At 39.8% G+C, this 15,279-nt stretch carries 11 protein-coding genes; 1 reads left to right on the top strand and 10 read right to left on the bottom strand.

Annotation, left to right across the window (positions count from 1 at the left end):
- Nucleotides 1-34 precede the first annotated feature (34 nt).
- Nucleotides 35-457: a hypothetical protein gene (locus tag EWM59_RS13550; protein ID WP_130021518.1), complete on the bottom strand. Its 423-nt coding sequence runs from the start codon at nucleotides 455-457 to the stop codon at nucleotides 35-37.
- A 115-nt stretch (nucleotides 458-572) separates the two neighbouring features.
- On the opposite strand from EWM59_RS13550, the gene EWM59_RS13555 reads away from it, so the two are divergent.
- Nucleotides 573-752: a hypothetical protein gene (locus tag EWM59_RS13555; RefSeq protein ID WP_130021519.1), complete on the top strand. Its 180-nt coding sequence runs from the start codon at nucleotides 573-575 to the stop codon at nucleotides 750-752.
- Nucleotides 753-820: 68 nt separating this feature from the next.
- Here the strand turns inward: EWM59_RS13555 and EWM59_RS13560 are convergent, their stop codons facing one another.
- The 9 genes from EWM59_RS13560 to EWM59_RS13600 all read right to left on the bottom strand — a co-directional run bounded on the left by EWM59_RS13560 (nucleotide 821) and on the right by EWM59_RS13600 (nucleotide 14,734).
- Complete coding sequence (locus EWM59_RS13560) at nucleotides 821-2,335, bottom strand: DUF1501 domain-containing protein (protein WP_130021520.1); 1,515 nt, start codon at nucleotides 2,333-2,335, stop codon at nucleotides 821-823.
- Between the two features lies 1 nt (nucleotide 2,336).
- Nucleotides 2,337-5,543: a DUF1553 domain-containing protein gene (locus EWM59_RS13565; RefSeq protein ID WP_130021521.1), complete on the bottom strand. Its 3,207-nt coding sequence runs from the start codon at nucleotides 5,541-5,543 to the stop codon at nucleotides 2,337-2,339.
- 206 nt (nucleotides 5,544-5,749) lie between these two features.
- The gene (locus tag EWM59_RS13570) at nucleotides 5,750-6,187 is read right to left on the bottom strand and encodes a DUF6526 family protein (protein ID WP_130021522.1); all 438 of its coding nucleotides are present in this window, start codon (nucleotides 6,185-6,187) and stop codon (nucleotides 5,750-5,752) included.
- Nucleotides 6,188-6,295: 108 nt separating this feature from the next.
- Entirely contained in the window at nucleotides 6,296-7,360 is a 1,065-nt protein-coding gene (locus EWM59_RS13575) for an endo-1,4-beta-xylanase (RefSeq protein ID WP_130021523.1), read from the bottom strand.
- A 7-nt stretch (nucleotides 7,361-7,367) separates the two neighbouring features.
- A complete protein-coding gene (locus EWM59_RS13580; RefSeq protein ID WP_130021524.1) occupies nucleotides 7,368-8,417 on the bottom strand; it encodes a glycoside hydrolase family 43 protein in 1,050 nt (349 codons plus the stop codon).
- Between the two features lie 115 nt (nucleotides 8,418-8,532).
- Complete coding sequence (locus tag EWM59_RS13585; RefSeq protein WP_207219983.1) at nucleotides 8,533-9,336, bottom strand: SDR family NAD(P)-dependent oxidoreductase; 804 nt, start codon at nucleotides 9,334-9,336, stop codon at nucleotides 8,533-8,535.
- Nucleotides 9,333-11,441 carry an alpha-glucuronidase family glycosyl hydrolase gene (locus EWM59_RS13590; protein ID WP_130021525.1) on the bottom strand — a complete coding sequence of 703 codons (2,109 nt, stop codon included), beginning with the start codon at nucleotides 11,439-11,441 and terminating at the stop codon, nucleotides 9,333-9,335. The genes EWM59_RS13585 and EWM59_RS13590 overlap by 4 nt, the downstream gene beginning before the upstream one ends.
- A 114-nt stretch (nucleotides 11,442-11,555) precedes the next feature.
- Nucleotides 11,556-12,758 carry a mannonate dehydratase gene (gene uxuA, locus EWM59_RS13595; RefSeq protein ID WP_229239359.1) on the bottom strand — a complete coding sequence of 401 codons (1,203 nt, stop codon included), beginning with the start codon at nucleotides 12,756-12,758 and terminating at the stop codon, nucleotides 11,556-11,558.
- A 41-nt stretch (nucleotides 12,759-12,799) separates the two neighbouring features.
- Nucleotides 12,800-14,734 (bottom strand): sialate O-acetylesterase, encoded by a 1,935-nt coding sequence (locus EWM59_RS13600; protein WP_130021526.1) that lies wholly within the window; start codon nucleotides 14,732-14,734, stop codon nucleotides 12,800-12,802.
- Between the last annotated feature and the right edge of the window lie 545 nt (nucleotides 14,735-15,279).

The following is a 15,279-nucleotide window of genomic DNA, read 5'->3' on the forward strand; positions in this document are numbered from 1 at the left end:
AAGATACATTACTATAAGATTTTTGCCTGTTGTACTAATCTTCCACCTGCTTCATCCTCGAAAACGGAAATCCATTACAACCTTTTCTTGGGTTAGCTCTATCCGCAATTTTCACAGCTTCGGCCTGTGCTTCTGTTTGAGCATTATAAGCACTTAAACAAAAACCCCACAAGAATGGACTCATATTCTCAAATGTCATATAATCAATGCGTGTATAAAGACCGCCATCAGCCGGATTATTTTTATCATTTCTGGCAATGAGATATTGTTCCTTTTCATTCCACTTAATGATATGATATTTGGCGTTTGGCTTTTGTGTCCAAAGGGTATCGTTGATAGTATAGGTGATTTTGTAATCATCCATGAAATTGCCTTTCAGCATTTCCGGGGCTTTGGTTTGGGCTTGAAGGTTTGTAATGAATAGCACGAACAGGAAAAGTAAACTTAGTTTTTTCATAAAGTGTATACTTTGTATTAATCAAAATTGAATTGTATTAACAATATTTGGACGGAGATTTGAAAAGCCAGAAAGATATATTAAATTTTGAAAATATTAAATTACAACCTGCTTGATGGCTCTTATTATTTTTCTTATAACCTGGCTAATAAACAGTTATTTTATTGCTCATTTGAAAACGGTCTACTTCGAACGCAAAGCAAGAAAAGCCAATGCCTTGTGGCGTTATAGTGTGATTGCCACAATTGTGATTCCCATTGTTCTTTCATTTGTTGTAGCCTGGTTTTCAACCTAAAGAATAAGATTTCTACTAATTTAGGACACCTGACGTAGAGAAAGGTAGAAATATCTATTAAAATCATTTTATGCTAAAATATCTCTTACAACTTTTCCATGAACATCTGTCAAACGGAATCTTCTTCCCTGAAATTTAAAACTTAATCTTTCGTGGTCTACCCCCATCAGGTGCATCAAAGTAGCCTGAAAGTCATGTACATGAACCGGGTCTTTAATAATATTATAGCTAAAATCATCTGTCTCTCCATAATTAAATCCTGCTTTTACCCCTGCTCCTGCCATCCACATCGTAAAACATCTCGGATGGTGGTCTCTTCCATAATCATCTTTTGTCAATTTACCTTGTGAATAAACTGTGCGACCAAACTCACCACCCCATATAACCAATGTTTCTTCCATAAGTCCTCTTCTCTTCAAATCTAATATGAGTGCTGCGGTTGCCTGATCAACCTGTTTGCATTGGTTTGCTATGCCCTTAGGCAACCCTCCATGCTGATCCCAACCCTGATGATATAATTGCACAAACTTTACATCTTTTTCTATGAGTTTGCGAGCCAACAAACAATTGGCCGCATATGTACCTGTATCTCTGCTATCCGACCCGTATAAATCAAAAACCTCATCAGGTTCTTTTGAAATATCCATTACCTCCGGCACAGAAGTCTGCATCCGGTAAGCCATTTCATACTGCGCAATCCTATTATCCACCTCCGGGTCGCCATACGCTTCGTTTTGTAACTGATTCAGTTTTGATAGATAATCCAGCATTTCTTTTCTATCATTTCCATCATACCCTTCGGGATTATTCAAAAACAAAACAGGGTCTTTGCCTGACCTGAATTGCACTCCCTGATGTTTAGATGGCAAAAAGCCGTTTCCCCACAAACGAGCATATAGAGGTTGGTCTTTGGGCGCATTCTTAGATACCAGCACGATGAAAGTCGGCAGGTTATGATTATCAGAACCTAAACCATAGCTTACCCAGGAACCGATAGAAGGTCTGCCGGGCAACTGATTTCCGGTCTGGAAAAAAGTAATAGCCGGGTCGTGATTGATAGCTTCTGAATAAATAGACTTAATCACACAAAGCTCATCAACAACGCTGGCTGTATGTGGCAACAATTCACTTACCCATGTTTGGCTTTTACCATATTGCTTGAAATTAAATAGAGAAGGCACCATTGGCAAAACGCTTTGGCTTGCACTCATACCTGTTAAACGTTGGCCTTTTCGTACAGAATCCGGCAGATTCAAGCCAGCCAGTTCAACTAATTTTGGTTTATAATCAAAGGTCTCAAACTGAGAAGGGCCACCACTCATAAACAGATAAATTACCCGCTTGGCCTTGGGGGCAAAATGTGGCAATGCTTTAAAAATTTGCTCCTCCAGATTCTGAGGTCTCTCAACCAAAGGTTTGCCATTTTGCCCAAAGATTGCCTTAGACCCCAACAATGAACCCATAGCCAAAGCACCCAGACCCAAAGAAGTTTTGGTCAGAAAAGTACGTCTGTCTAACTGCTTGTTCAACTGATTAAACTCCGGTGTGTTTAATCTGAACTCTTTATGATGGTGGTCTGACATGCTATCGTCTGGTTAAAGTTGCATCAGAATTCATTATTGTACTTGCTACAACGGCATTGGCCGCCACCAACGACTGGTCTGAGGTTTCTGAAACCTGGTATTGTCCGGCACTTAACCAGCCTTTTGCCTTGTCAGGTGAGTTTTTAAATTTGCTTTGTTCAGACTGTTGTAGCTTTACAAGTAAATTCAATTCTTTATCCGATGGTTTTCGTCCGGTCAGTTTTCTATATGCCTGCCTGATGCCCTCTTGTTTATCAGAAGTTTTGTACATCTGCTCCCCTATCACCTTGGCCGCTTCAACAAAAGTCGGGTCATTCAGCGTTACCAAAGCCTGTAAAGGTGTATTGGTTTTCTGACGGCGTACCACACAAAAACTACGGGTAGTGGCATCGAATGTTGCCAGCGTTGGATTGGGTACTGCTCTTTTTGCCACAATATACAAACTTCTTCTATAAACTGTTTCGCCCGAATCTGCCTTGTAATTGGCACTATTAATCTGCCAGAGTCCATCAGGCTGATAGGGTTTGATGCTTGGTCCCCCTATTTTTTTATTGATTAACCCACTCGCTACCAACGCATTATCCCGAATCATTTCGGCAGTCATCCTGAAAACAGGGCCATGCGCTAATAATCGGTTTTCCGGGTCTTTTTCTCTTTGTTCTTTGGTGGCTTTTGAGTCCTGCCTGTAAGTAGCTGACATCACAATCAATTTATTGATTTTCTTTATGTCCCAACCAGATTCTCTGAAATTGACAGCCAACCAGTCTAATAATTGCGGATGGCTCGGCATTTCACCTTGATTACCAAAATCTTCGGTTGATTTCACCAAACCTACTCCAAAGAAATTCTGCCAGAAACGATTAACTGCTACTCTTGCTGTCAACGGATTATCTTCATGGGTAAGCCATTGCGCTAAACCATACCGATTTTTTGGCAGGTTATCAGGAAACTTCAGAATAAAATCAGGTGTGTTTGGAAACACCTCCTCACCCAAAGCATCATAATTTCCACGTTTGAGAATATAAGCTTTTTTACGTTTTGGCATTTCCTGCATCACCATAATCTCTTTTACTTGAGCCATTGAATCTGATAATGCGGTTCTGGTTTGTTTTAAATCTTCTCTGGCCTTTGTCGTAGCAAGCGATATGGCCGAGAAATAATACTCTTTTAATTCGTTTTTATCAGGTTGTTCTAACACATTTTCCCAGCTGGCTTTATCAGCTAATATTTTAAGCTCAAACGGAGTAAGTACTCTGTTATATACCACAATATCATCTACTTTTCCGTTTGTAAAACCAAATCCACGCCACCAGGCACCCACCTGTAACCCGGGTTGAGGAGACCCTCTCAGCAAAATATCTTTGGTAAGCTGGTCCATCCCTGTTTCCATCAGCAACTCTCTTCCGTTCTGATACAAGCGAAAGCCATTAGCTTTAGATGAACCATCGTAAGTCATGGTCAGTTGAATCCAGTTTTCACGGGTAACCGCTTGTTTGGTAATTCGAGTGATGGCATTGGAAGGCGCCGTATGCGCCATATTAATTTCAAGCCTGTCGTTTTTCAGATATAAATGGAAACCTCTGAAATTATACAACCTTTCTGCCTGACTTTTATGAATAATAACGCCCTCTTTTAAATCTTTCGGGATATATACCCACAGACCCACTGTAAAAGGCTCCGATTTTCTGAACACTCCCACACCATTCAAATCGAGGTAATTATCGCCGTCCATCACCATTGCCTTCCCCTTGTCTCTTTTCTCAAAAATAGGCTTGTCTCCTTCTGCTCCCGACTCCCGTTTCATACTGCCAACCTGTTTGCGATTAATAGCATTTTTCAAAGTGCCGTCGTCGAAACTATATTGTGCTAATAAGCCCGCCTGTGGTATTTTTTCTTTCGTCAGCTTTTTATATGCACCCGTTTTCAGCCAGTTTTCAAAATCAGGGGTAGCAGTCAATTTAGTTTTCTCCACTATACTTTCCTGCTGTTTTATCTGATTATTAATAAAGCCAATTATTTTTTCCTGTTCCTGTGTGGGCAATAGTAACGTTGGTGATGGCAAAGCATCATCCCATGAAATCTGTCCGGCTTCTCGCACATTATTGAAAAAGCTAAAGAGTTCATAGTAATTTTTCTGTGAAATAGGGTCGTATTTATGGTCGTGACATTTGGCACAACTTACCGAAAGTCCTAAGAAAGCATCACCAAAGGTATTCGTCCGGTCAACTACGTATTCAGTCTGAAATTCTTCTTCAATAATTCCTCCCTCCATATTCTGCTGATGATTGCGATTGAAAGCCGTGGCAATAATCATATCTTTGGTGGGTTTGGGCATCAGGTCACCTGCCAGTTGCTGATGAATAAACTGCTTGTACGACATGTTTTTATTAAAAGCATTAATCACCCAATCACGGTAGGGCGACATATCTCTTAATCTATCCACCGTATAGCCATGAGAATCGGCAAAGCGGGCTAAGTCTAACCAGTCAACTGCCATTTTTTCGCCATAATGCGACGATGCCAACAACCTATCGACCTGCTTTTCATAAGCATCGGCGCTATGGTCCTTCAGAAAAACATCTATCTCCTGTAAGGTAGGCGGTAGCCCTGTGAGGTCAAGAGATAATCTTCGTAGGAGTAATTCCTTTTCGGCTTCTTTGGCAGGTGAAAGTTTTTCTTCTTCGAGTTTAGCCAGAATAAAATGGTCAATAGGATTCTTTACCCACTTTTCATTTTTTACATCAGGCAAATCGGGTTTTTCGGGTTTGATAAATGCCCAGTGCTGTTGATATTCGGCTCCGTCTTCTATCCACTTCACTAATACCGCCTTTTCTCTGGCACTTAGTTTCAGGTGCGAATCCGGCGTGGGCATCATGTAGTCTGCCTTATTTGATAAGATTCTATAAAAAACTTCGCTATTTTTCAGACTTCCAGGGTCTATTGCTACCTTATCCGGGTTTTCAGGAAGATTGGCATACGCAAATTCTGCAAAATCAAGTCTTAACCCGGCTTTTTGCTTGGCTTTATCAGGTCCGTGGCAGGCAAAGCATTTATCAGAAAGAATAGGTTTTACATGCAGATTATAGTCAAGTTTGTCTGGCAGTTCCTCATAAGCAACAGCTACTTCTTCAGGCAAATCAGGTTTACAGGAAAACAACAACAGATTTGCCGCCAATACCAAAAATAAAGATAGATTGGGTACCTTCATGGTAGCGATAAAATTAAACCTTACAAATATAAAGTTTAGCTTATTTAAACGCTATTGAAAAATTGATAAAGGTTAAAAACAAAGTACAAAATTTATTTATAGGTTGAAAATTATTTCAAACATTAATAGTAAGATTCTGAAGTAGTTAAAGCACTTTTGGCTCATTCAAAGTAAATAAATATTACCAATTGCTTTTAATCCTTCAGTTAAACCCTCATATAATCAGGGGTCCAGTTTTTGATTGATTGTTTGATTTCTTTTGCCGAAAGGTTAATGGCGGCGGCTTCTTCAATTAACTCAGGTAGTTCTTCATCAGAAGCAAATCGTAAGGCTAATAGTTGTTTCAAAGTAAGTTTATGTTCTATCAGTTCCAGTCTTTTTTTAGTCAATAAATAATAGCGAAAACGCAACTCTAACCTCACAATTCTATCCTGATTTATTAAAGCATAATGCTGGCGAAGCATATAAGAAAGCCAGATTACCAGAAAAACCACACTGCTCATCACTATCCAGATTAATTGTTGTTCCTGATATTGGCTACTGAAATAAATACATAACCCCATCAGAAAGCCTGCAACCGGATAAAAGATAAAATGATGCAGCGGATAATATCTTACATGGTTTTGATAATTCTGTTTTTCCATATTTAATTGATTGACTAATGAACGGTTGAAACTTTAACCAAAGGTAAAAAAAAGAGTATTTACTCAAACCTTATTTGAATAAATACTCTTCCTAAATGACAGACAACCTTAAAATTTAATTACCTCCCAATAGGCGGGTTTAGGTTTAAGCTCTGTATCAAATAATAAAGGATAATCTTTTCTGCCCGGAAAAGGGAATGAATCTAACCAGGTAGATTTATCAGATAGATTCCAGAATGTAACCCCGGTAAGTTGACCTCTATGCTTACGGAAAACCTCAAACAGTTTCTTGTATTGTTCGGTTTGTTTCTGTTGGATTTCAGGAGGGAAAGACGTAATATCTGTTGGCTTTTTTTCCCTGCGCTCATGTTCTTTTACATATACCGATACATCTAATTCGGTTATTTGTACCTGCAAACCTAAAGAAGCAAATTTACTGATTGATTCGTCAAGTTCCTGCGCAGTAGGCTCATACACAGACCAATGCCCCTGCAAACCTACGCCATGAATAGATACACCTTTCTCTTTCAGTTTTTTAACCAACTGATAAATCCGGTCACGCTTTGAGGCATTTTCGGTATTATAGTCATTGTAAAAAAGCAAAGCATCCGGGTCAGCTGCGTGGGCATATTCAAATGCTTTTTCTATATAATCCTCCCCAATGATTTCGTAAAATTTCGATTTCCTGTATATTTCATCACCTTTATCGGGTACTGCTTCATTGACAACATCCCATGCATACAGTTTACCTTTATAGCGGCTTACCACATCAGTAATGTGTTGCTTCATGCGAGCCAATAATTCTTCTCGGGTAACCTGTTGCTCATTTTTAGTAAAGAACCACTTAGGTGTCTGATTATGCCAGCAAAGGGTATGCCCTCTCACTTTCAAGCCGTTTTTCTGTGCAAATTCCACAATTTTGTCGGCAGGTTCCCAATTATAACGATTTTCTTCTGGATGGATAGGACCCATTTTCATTGCATTTTCAGGGGTCATGCTATTAAAGTGCTGTACTATCAAAGTCGATTCAGCACCGGGCTCCATCATTCTGGGATTTACGGCTACACCTATCAGAAAATAATCTTTATAATAATCTTTCAAGCCCTTTTCCTGTGCCTGCAAAAAAGCTACTGAAAGAAGAAAGATGAATAAACCGGAATATATTTTTTTCATTTTGCTTTTATTTATAGGCATCAACCGTAACTATAGTACCATCAGGGTTATATTTCAGTTCAGCTACTTTTATATTTCTTAAATGTGTTTGTCCGGATAATTGTACGTCATGATAAAACAAATACCATTTCCCTTTGAACTCCACAATAGAATGGTGATTTGTCCACCCCTCAACAGGTTTCAGCACGACTCCTTTGTAGGTAAAAGGGCCATAAGGACTGTCTCCTATGCCATAACAGATAAAATGCGTATCGCCTGTTGAGTATGAAAAATAATATTTGCCATTATAGTTATGAACCCAAGCCGCTTCAAAGAAGCGTTTATCATTATTGCCTTCCAAAAATGTCTTTCCGTTTTCATCAACAAGTTTCACATCTTTGGGGGCTTCAGCAAAACTTAACATATTATTGCTCATTTTGGCTACTTTAGGTAACAAAGCTTCTTCGTTAGCCGTTCTTAGTTTAGCATTCGCATCGTACGAGCCACTTGCCCATCTCTGCAATTGACCACCCCAGATACCCCCATAATACATATAGTAGCTGCCGTCAGTGTCTTTAAATACACAGGGGTCAATACTAAAACTCCCGTCAATCGGTTTGCTTTCGGCTTTAAAGGGTCCTTCAGGCTTTTTGCTTGTGGCCACCCCGATTCTGAAAATATCCTGTTTGTCTTTTACCGGAAAATAAAGGTAATAAGTGCCATTTTTATAAGCAGCATCGGGTGCCCACAACTGACGGCCTGCCCAGCTGATATTTTTAATATCTAATGCCACCCCGTGGTCAGTAACTTTGCCTGTTGGACTATCCATTGATAAAATATGATAATCTTTCATATCGAAATGACTACCGTTATCGTCCTGTTTTATGCCTGACTCAATATCATGTGAAGGATAAATATAAATTCTGCCATTAAAAACATGTGCAGATGGGTCAGCAGTATAAATATGACTTACCAATGGCTGTGATATGGGTTGTTTTTTTCCCTGAGCAGCACCTGCAACTGCCGCAAATAGTGAGACCGAAAGTAAGATGAGTTTTTTATGGGTAAAGCAATACATTTGTCTGATAAATTATGGTGATAAAAAATTATTAGTGTTCGAACTGCTGCATAGTGCATGAGAGATTAAATCCGGTACATGGTTAAACCCTGATACAATACTAATTAGTCTCTTATTAAAATCCTACGGAGTTTCCTCCATCTACCGGCAAAGATGCCCCTGTAATGTATCTGGCGCCTTCTGATGCCAAAAATACTGCTGCCCAGCCCACATCATCAGGCTTGCCGAATTTGCCCATTGGCGTGCGATTCAATGCCTTGTTCATCCGGTCGGGGTCGCTACTCATAGCGGTCTGCATCATAGCTGTTTCTATAAAACCAGGAGCAATGGCATTAATACGGACATTGTATTTTGAAAACTCAGAAGCCAATACTTTTACCATACCCTCAACCCCAGATTTTGATGCCGCATAGGCAACCACACGGTCGATTCCATAGTAGGCGGCCATTGATGAAATCATCAGGATAGAACCATTCCTACGTTCAATCATGCGTCTGGCACAAGCTCTGGTTAAGGCAAATACTGCATTGAGGTTCGTATGCACAATTCGCTGGAAGTCTTCATCTGATACCTCCAAAGCAGGTTTTTTCATATTGATTCCGGCATTGTTTACCAGAATATCAATCGGTCCGATATGTGTTTCAATATGTGCAACTAACCCTTCTAATAAACTTAGTTCGGTTACATCATTTACCACATATTGCGCTGACTCTCCCAATGCTTCTACCGATTCGGCAAGTGCATGTTCCCGCCTTCCGGTAATCACCACTCTGGCGCCTGCCTCAATCATACACTGGGCTATATTAAAACCAATTCCACTCCCTCCTCCGGTTATCAATGCTAATTTACCTTCTAACGAAAACACGTTTTTTTTCAGATGAGCAGCTTCGTGGCCGTTCAGTTTTTGTTCTCCAATCATCTTAAATGGTATATTTCTACTAATTTTTTAACTTCGTCCAGACTTCGTGCGGGTGGAACTAATGGTGCCGGAATCGGCATTTTTGCATAGGTAATAAAATATAAAACACAGGCATCTCGCCACCATAATGCCTCCTTCTCCTGTATTTTCAACCGACCTTGCACGTTTTCAAATGTTTCGGTATCAATCTCATTTTTCAGGCTCTCCCAGTTGGTTTGCATTTTTCTTACCTGTTCAACGCCATCATAATACCTGAAACACAGTTCGTCCCAGAGTGTTCTTCCTGTACTCAGTTTCTTTGTCCAGGGTACATGATGAAACCATAACAAATAGTTTAAATCGCATTCGTCAGCATTACCCCATTGCTTTCGCACTTCGGGTTTATACAGACTTAAAGCATTACTTACTTTTCCGGTTCTGTCAAAACCTAAACCGACTGAATCGGCTCTGTGGTAATAGACCGATGTCCAGTCTGGTCTTCCGCTTTTAGCCAGCCAGGGTTCAGGCCCATAGTGGTGCCCCTCGCCCATCATATGTGCTGTACCTAACGGATAAGTGTAGCTGATATAAACGGGTAATGACTGCATCATTAGGGTATTAATTTTGTCTTGTGCAGTTTTGTTTTTTGTCAGGGTCATGGCAATCCATTCGGCAGCTATCTGCTCCGACGACAGGTTATAATCCCAGGCTAATCTGCCGAAAGCATACCAGTTGGCCTGATTAAACGGGTGGGCGGTCCAGTTTACATCTGACCCTGTATTGGCTACGCCTGCCATCAATGAGTTTTGATGCGACTCTAAACTACCATCAATTACTCTGGCAACAGTTGACCCCTTCCCTTGTGCGTAGGTATCACTATCCAGACACTCTTTAAACATGGGGGCAAGATAGGTCAGGTGCGTCGATTGCCCTAAATACTCCTGCGTAATCTGAAACTCCATACCCAAAGTAGTTTTAGGAAATGCCCCAAACATCGGATGAAAAGGCTCACGTGGCATAAAATCAATAGGGCCATTTTTCACCTGAACAATCACTTTCGGGTCGAAAGTACCATCTAATGGTTTAAACTGGTCGTATCCTTCTTTAAAACGGTCGCCATTGGGGTCGGCTTTATATACAAACGCGCGCCAGATTACAATACCCTTAAATGGGCGCATGGCTTCAGCCAACATATTAGCACCGTCTGCATGTGTACGACCATAATCCTGTGGCCCCGGCTGTCCCTCCGAATTGGCCTTTACCAAAAAACCACCAAAATCATGAATATATTCATGAATCTCTTTTGTTTTATCGTTCCACCATTTTCGTACTTCAGGGTCAAGCGGGTCAGACGTTTTTAAACCGCCCAAGGTTCGTGGCGAAGCAAAATTGACAGAAATAAATACACTGATGCCATACGGTCGTAATACATCTGCTACTGCTTTTATTTTTTCAAGGTATTCAGGCGTCAGAAATCTTGAACTGGCATTCACATTATTAATAGAGGTTGCATTGATACCAATAGATGCATTGGCTCTGGCGTATTGAATATACCTCGGGTCAATTCTAAAAGGCAGTTCCGTCCATTTCCACATAGAAGACCCAGCGTAACCTCGTTCTACTGTACCATTGGCATTGTCCCAGTGATTAAGCATACGGATTTTTACCTTCGGATTATTGGTAATGGCAATTTTACTGATATTTTTTCCCGTCTGTATATTTCTTAATAACTCAAATGCTCCATACAATACCCCCGACGGTGTTTTTGCACTGATTACAATATTTCCTTTTAGATGATTGATAGCAAAACCATCATCGGCTAAATTCTGCACACTGGCACCATCTGAGTTTACTTCAAGAACAATACCGCCTGTTTTACCGCTTATATTTCTCAGAAACGATACTTTTTTACCTAAAAGCCCCTCAAATCCCAACTGTAATTCATTAGCTGCTGTGGCAACAATTGGTGAATCATGTGTGAATGAAATATATTTTGTAAGGGCAATATAGCTTTCTCTTTGTTGAGTATCTTTCAGTAAATCATATTTAAGCCATAACCGGGAACCATCGTCAGCAAATGTATTACAAGAAATAATCCATAAGACTAAAATTAATTTTCTAAACATATATTGAGGTTTTGTTTAATTTATCAATCATTCTCTACGATTTTACTACTCCTACTAAACCTTCCCTTTTCTCCGGATTCGTTTTTGTATTTTCTGAAATACTATTCAGTAAAATTATACAAGTTCTTCTGCTCTTTCAATCGCCATTTCCAATCCTCTCAATTCTGCTAACCCTTTCAGACGGCCAATAGCCGAATAGCCCGGATATGTCTTTTTATGCAAATCGTCTAAAATCTGGTGTCCATGGTCTGGCCTCATCGGAATATCCCAGTCAGCTTTATCGTCCTTTTTCCTTTTACGGGTTTCGACTACGATGGCTTTTATTACTTCATACATGTCCACATCGCCTACCAGATGAGCCGCTTCATGGAAATTCAATGGATTCTCTTCTCTTTTGGTAGTTCTTAAATGCAGAAAGTGAATCCTATCGCCAAACCTTTCAATCATTCCTGCTAAATCGTTATCTTCTCTTATGCCCAATGAGCCTGTACAAAAAGTAATCCCATTGTTTCTGATATTACACGCCTCCATCAATTGTTTTAAATCGTTTTCCGTACTTACAACCCGTGGCAAACCTAACAATGGCTTCGGGGGGTCATCGGGGTGAATACATAGATTAATGCCTACTTCTTGTGCCACCGGGGCAACCTGTTTTATAAAATAGTAAAGATTTTCCCTTAATTCTTTGTCGCCGATAGTTTTATAATTATCTAATAACCCTTGAAAAGTATGCAAATCAAAGGCTTCTTCTGAGCCGGGCAAGCCTAATAAAACCGTATTTGTTAAAGTAGCAATTTCTTCGGCCGACATCTGATTCATTCTGTTCAGTGATTTTATCTGCACTTCGTTTGTATAATCTTTTACAGCGCCGGGGCGTTTCAGAATATACAAATCAAAAAGCGCAAAATCTTCCCAGACAAACCGCAGGGCTTTACCACCATCAGGCATTTCGTAACTTAAATTTGTTCTTGACCAGTCTAACACTGGCATGAAATTATAGCAAACCGTATGGATACCACATTCAGCCAGATTCTGTAATGAAATTTTATAGTTCTCAATTAGCTGGTCTCTGCCCGGCAAACCTTTTTTGATGTCTTCATGCACCGGAAGGCTTTCTACAACCAACCAATGCAAAGGCACAAACTGAGCGTTATCTGCCTCAATCAGTCTCTTTCTTTCTTCAATCGCCTCAACAGACCATACTTCACCTACAGGAATCTGGTGCAGAGCTGTTACCACACCCGTGCAACCTGCCTGCCGAATATCCATTAATGAAACCGGGTCTTTTGGCCCAAACCATCGCATTGTGTGAATCATACTTGTTAATTTCCTATTTATAACTTATAATCCTTTATGACTTATTTTTTATCTGTTCTAAACGGTGAAGCAGGTAACCCTTCTCTGTTATATAAATTGGCTGTATCGGGATTATCAGCCCAGGCATATCTGATGGCTACCGGATTGGGAATATGCTCATTCCAGACCTCAATTTTGTTTCCTTTGATTCGGGCTTTTGCCCAGACAAATTTCTTATCAGCCCCTGCTATTGCAAAATGTTTTAACTCGTCTCCACCTTTTGCCATTAGCCCGCTGCCAGTATTCGAAAAACTCAGAATAATTTTATGTTTTTTCACTTTCATTGATTCATAAGTAGGCCCTGAAAATACGATATTTTTATCTTGATATGCCAGTTTCTCAGCCGCTAATGCCAATCGTTGGCCTACAGTTTCTTTGTTCAACGGATGAATATCATTCCATTCACCACTATCAATAATGGTGGCCATTGCTGTTTCAGGCACACCCAATGTCTCCGACTGCGCTTCTCTTAGCTCTGCCCATTTACTTTCTGAGGGTAAATCTTTAGGCTCCATAAAATTTGCTAACTGTACAAACAGGAACGGAAAACTACCCTGATTCCATTTCTGCCGCCAGTTCATAATCATAGTCGAAAAAAGCAGATGATAATCATCGGGCTTATCTGCATTCGATTCCCCCTGATACCATATTACGCCCTTGATTCTATAGTTAATCAGAGGAGCTATCATGCCATTGTATAGTCCTACAGGCTTGTACTGGAAAAACGTAGTAGCAGGCAACGGCTCTGAAGCTCCCCCTAATTTATATTGCCAGTTTCCTTTTAAATCTATTACTTCATTGCCTACAATAATCTGATAATTTTTATCTTTAATAAAACCGCCTTTACCTGAGGTATTGATTACCCGGGCTACAATAATATTTTTACCGGGCTTTAGTATATCCTTGGCAATTTCGTACCTCCGTGGTGGATATTGGTAACCAATTGTACCTACAAACTTGCCATTTACATACACTGAATCGCTATCTACAATGCGCCCTAAATAGAATTTAGCCACTTTTCCGGTCATCGACTCCGGCACTTCTATTTCTTTTCTGAACCATACTACCCCGTTGGTATTTTTTAGCCCGGCATCTTCCCAGAAGTTTGGCAGGGTCATGGTTGGCCATGCCGAAGCATCGTAATCATTTTCAAACCATTTCTTAGGTCCGTTCATGCCTGCATCATTCTTCCTGAGATTTGAATACCATTGGCTGGTAATAGCTCCCTCGGTTCTGCGGACTTGATTCACATACGCACTGTCTTTTACCTGTCGGGTTAAAGACAGATATTGGGGAAATGCTTTTAATCCATCTTCGCTAATCCATGCTTCTACCGGAGTGCCGCCCACACTTGCATTAATTAATCCGATAGGCACTTGGTATTTATCAAAAAGTTTTCTGGCAAAAAAATAGCCTGTTGCCGTAAACCGCATGATGTTTTCAGGTGTGGCGGCCTCCCATTTACCCGACTGAAAATCTTCGAGTGGTTGATTAAAGTTGTAACGTGTGGGTATAAAAAAATGGCGGATTAATGGATTATTTGTTTTTGCAATTACATCAGCATATTTTTCTTTCACACGTTCCATTGGCAAAACCATATTTGATTGCCCGGAGCAAACCCATACCTCACCCAATAAAATATCTTTAACTTTAAGTTGATTTTCGCCTGAAATCGTCATTTCATAAGGACCTCCGGCTTTTTTAGTTAAAATCGTAAGCTGCCATTTACCATCAGTAGCAGTTTTTGTATGGTAAGTCTGATTATTGAATTGAAGTGTAATTGCTTCTCCTGCTTTTGCCCAGCCCCATAGTTGAACTTTGGCATTTTGCTGCAAAACCATGCCATCACTGACTAATCGGGGTAGTTTGACTTCACTATATGCCGGAAGAGTAATGAGTAATAACGCCGTAAAAATAATCCTATCTATAAATTTCATAACAGCCTGAATTAATAAAACATCAGAAAAAATGAGGGCGGCGAATACTACCACCCACCATTATAACTAAAAAACAAAATGTATGAAAATAAGCGTTGTGATACCGAATGTTTCTATACTTTTTTCATTCTTTTATTTTTCGTAAAATCACTAAATTTTTCATACTTTCGGTTGTTTTGTTTTGATTGGTTTTCTGAGCAAGACAATGCTTGTCAATCAGGCATGTTTTTAAAAGTCAGTTGTGTTGCAGCACAACTGGCTTTTTGTTTTTACAGGTATTGTTTCATCATAGTTTCCCTTTTTCAAGGGTTTAATTCTTATACTGAAAACAGAAATTAGTGGTTAAGTAATTCTATAAAAAATACAATTGTAGTAGTAGTTCCATTTACCGGGTATTTTACTCAGGTAAGTGTTACCGTATTAATACCATGAGAATATTAGGTTATTTTTTTGTATTAAAAAAAGATTCTACTGTCTAATTTTATCAAAATTCATATAAAACCTATCGGTGTCGTTTTCGGAAACGTTTCCGATAGTTTATTAAA

This window comes from Emticicia agri (genome assembly GCF_004168285.1).
In the GTDB taxonomy this organism is placed as follows: domain Bacteria; phylum Bacteroidota; class Bacteroidia; order Cytophagales; family Spirosomataceae; genus Emticicia; species Emticicia agri.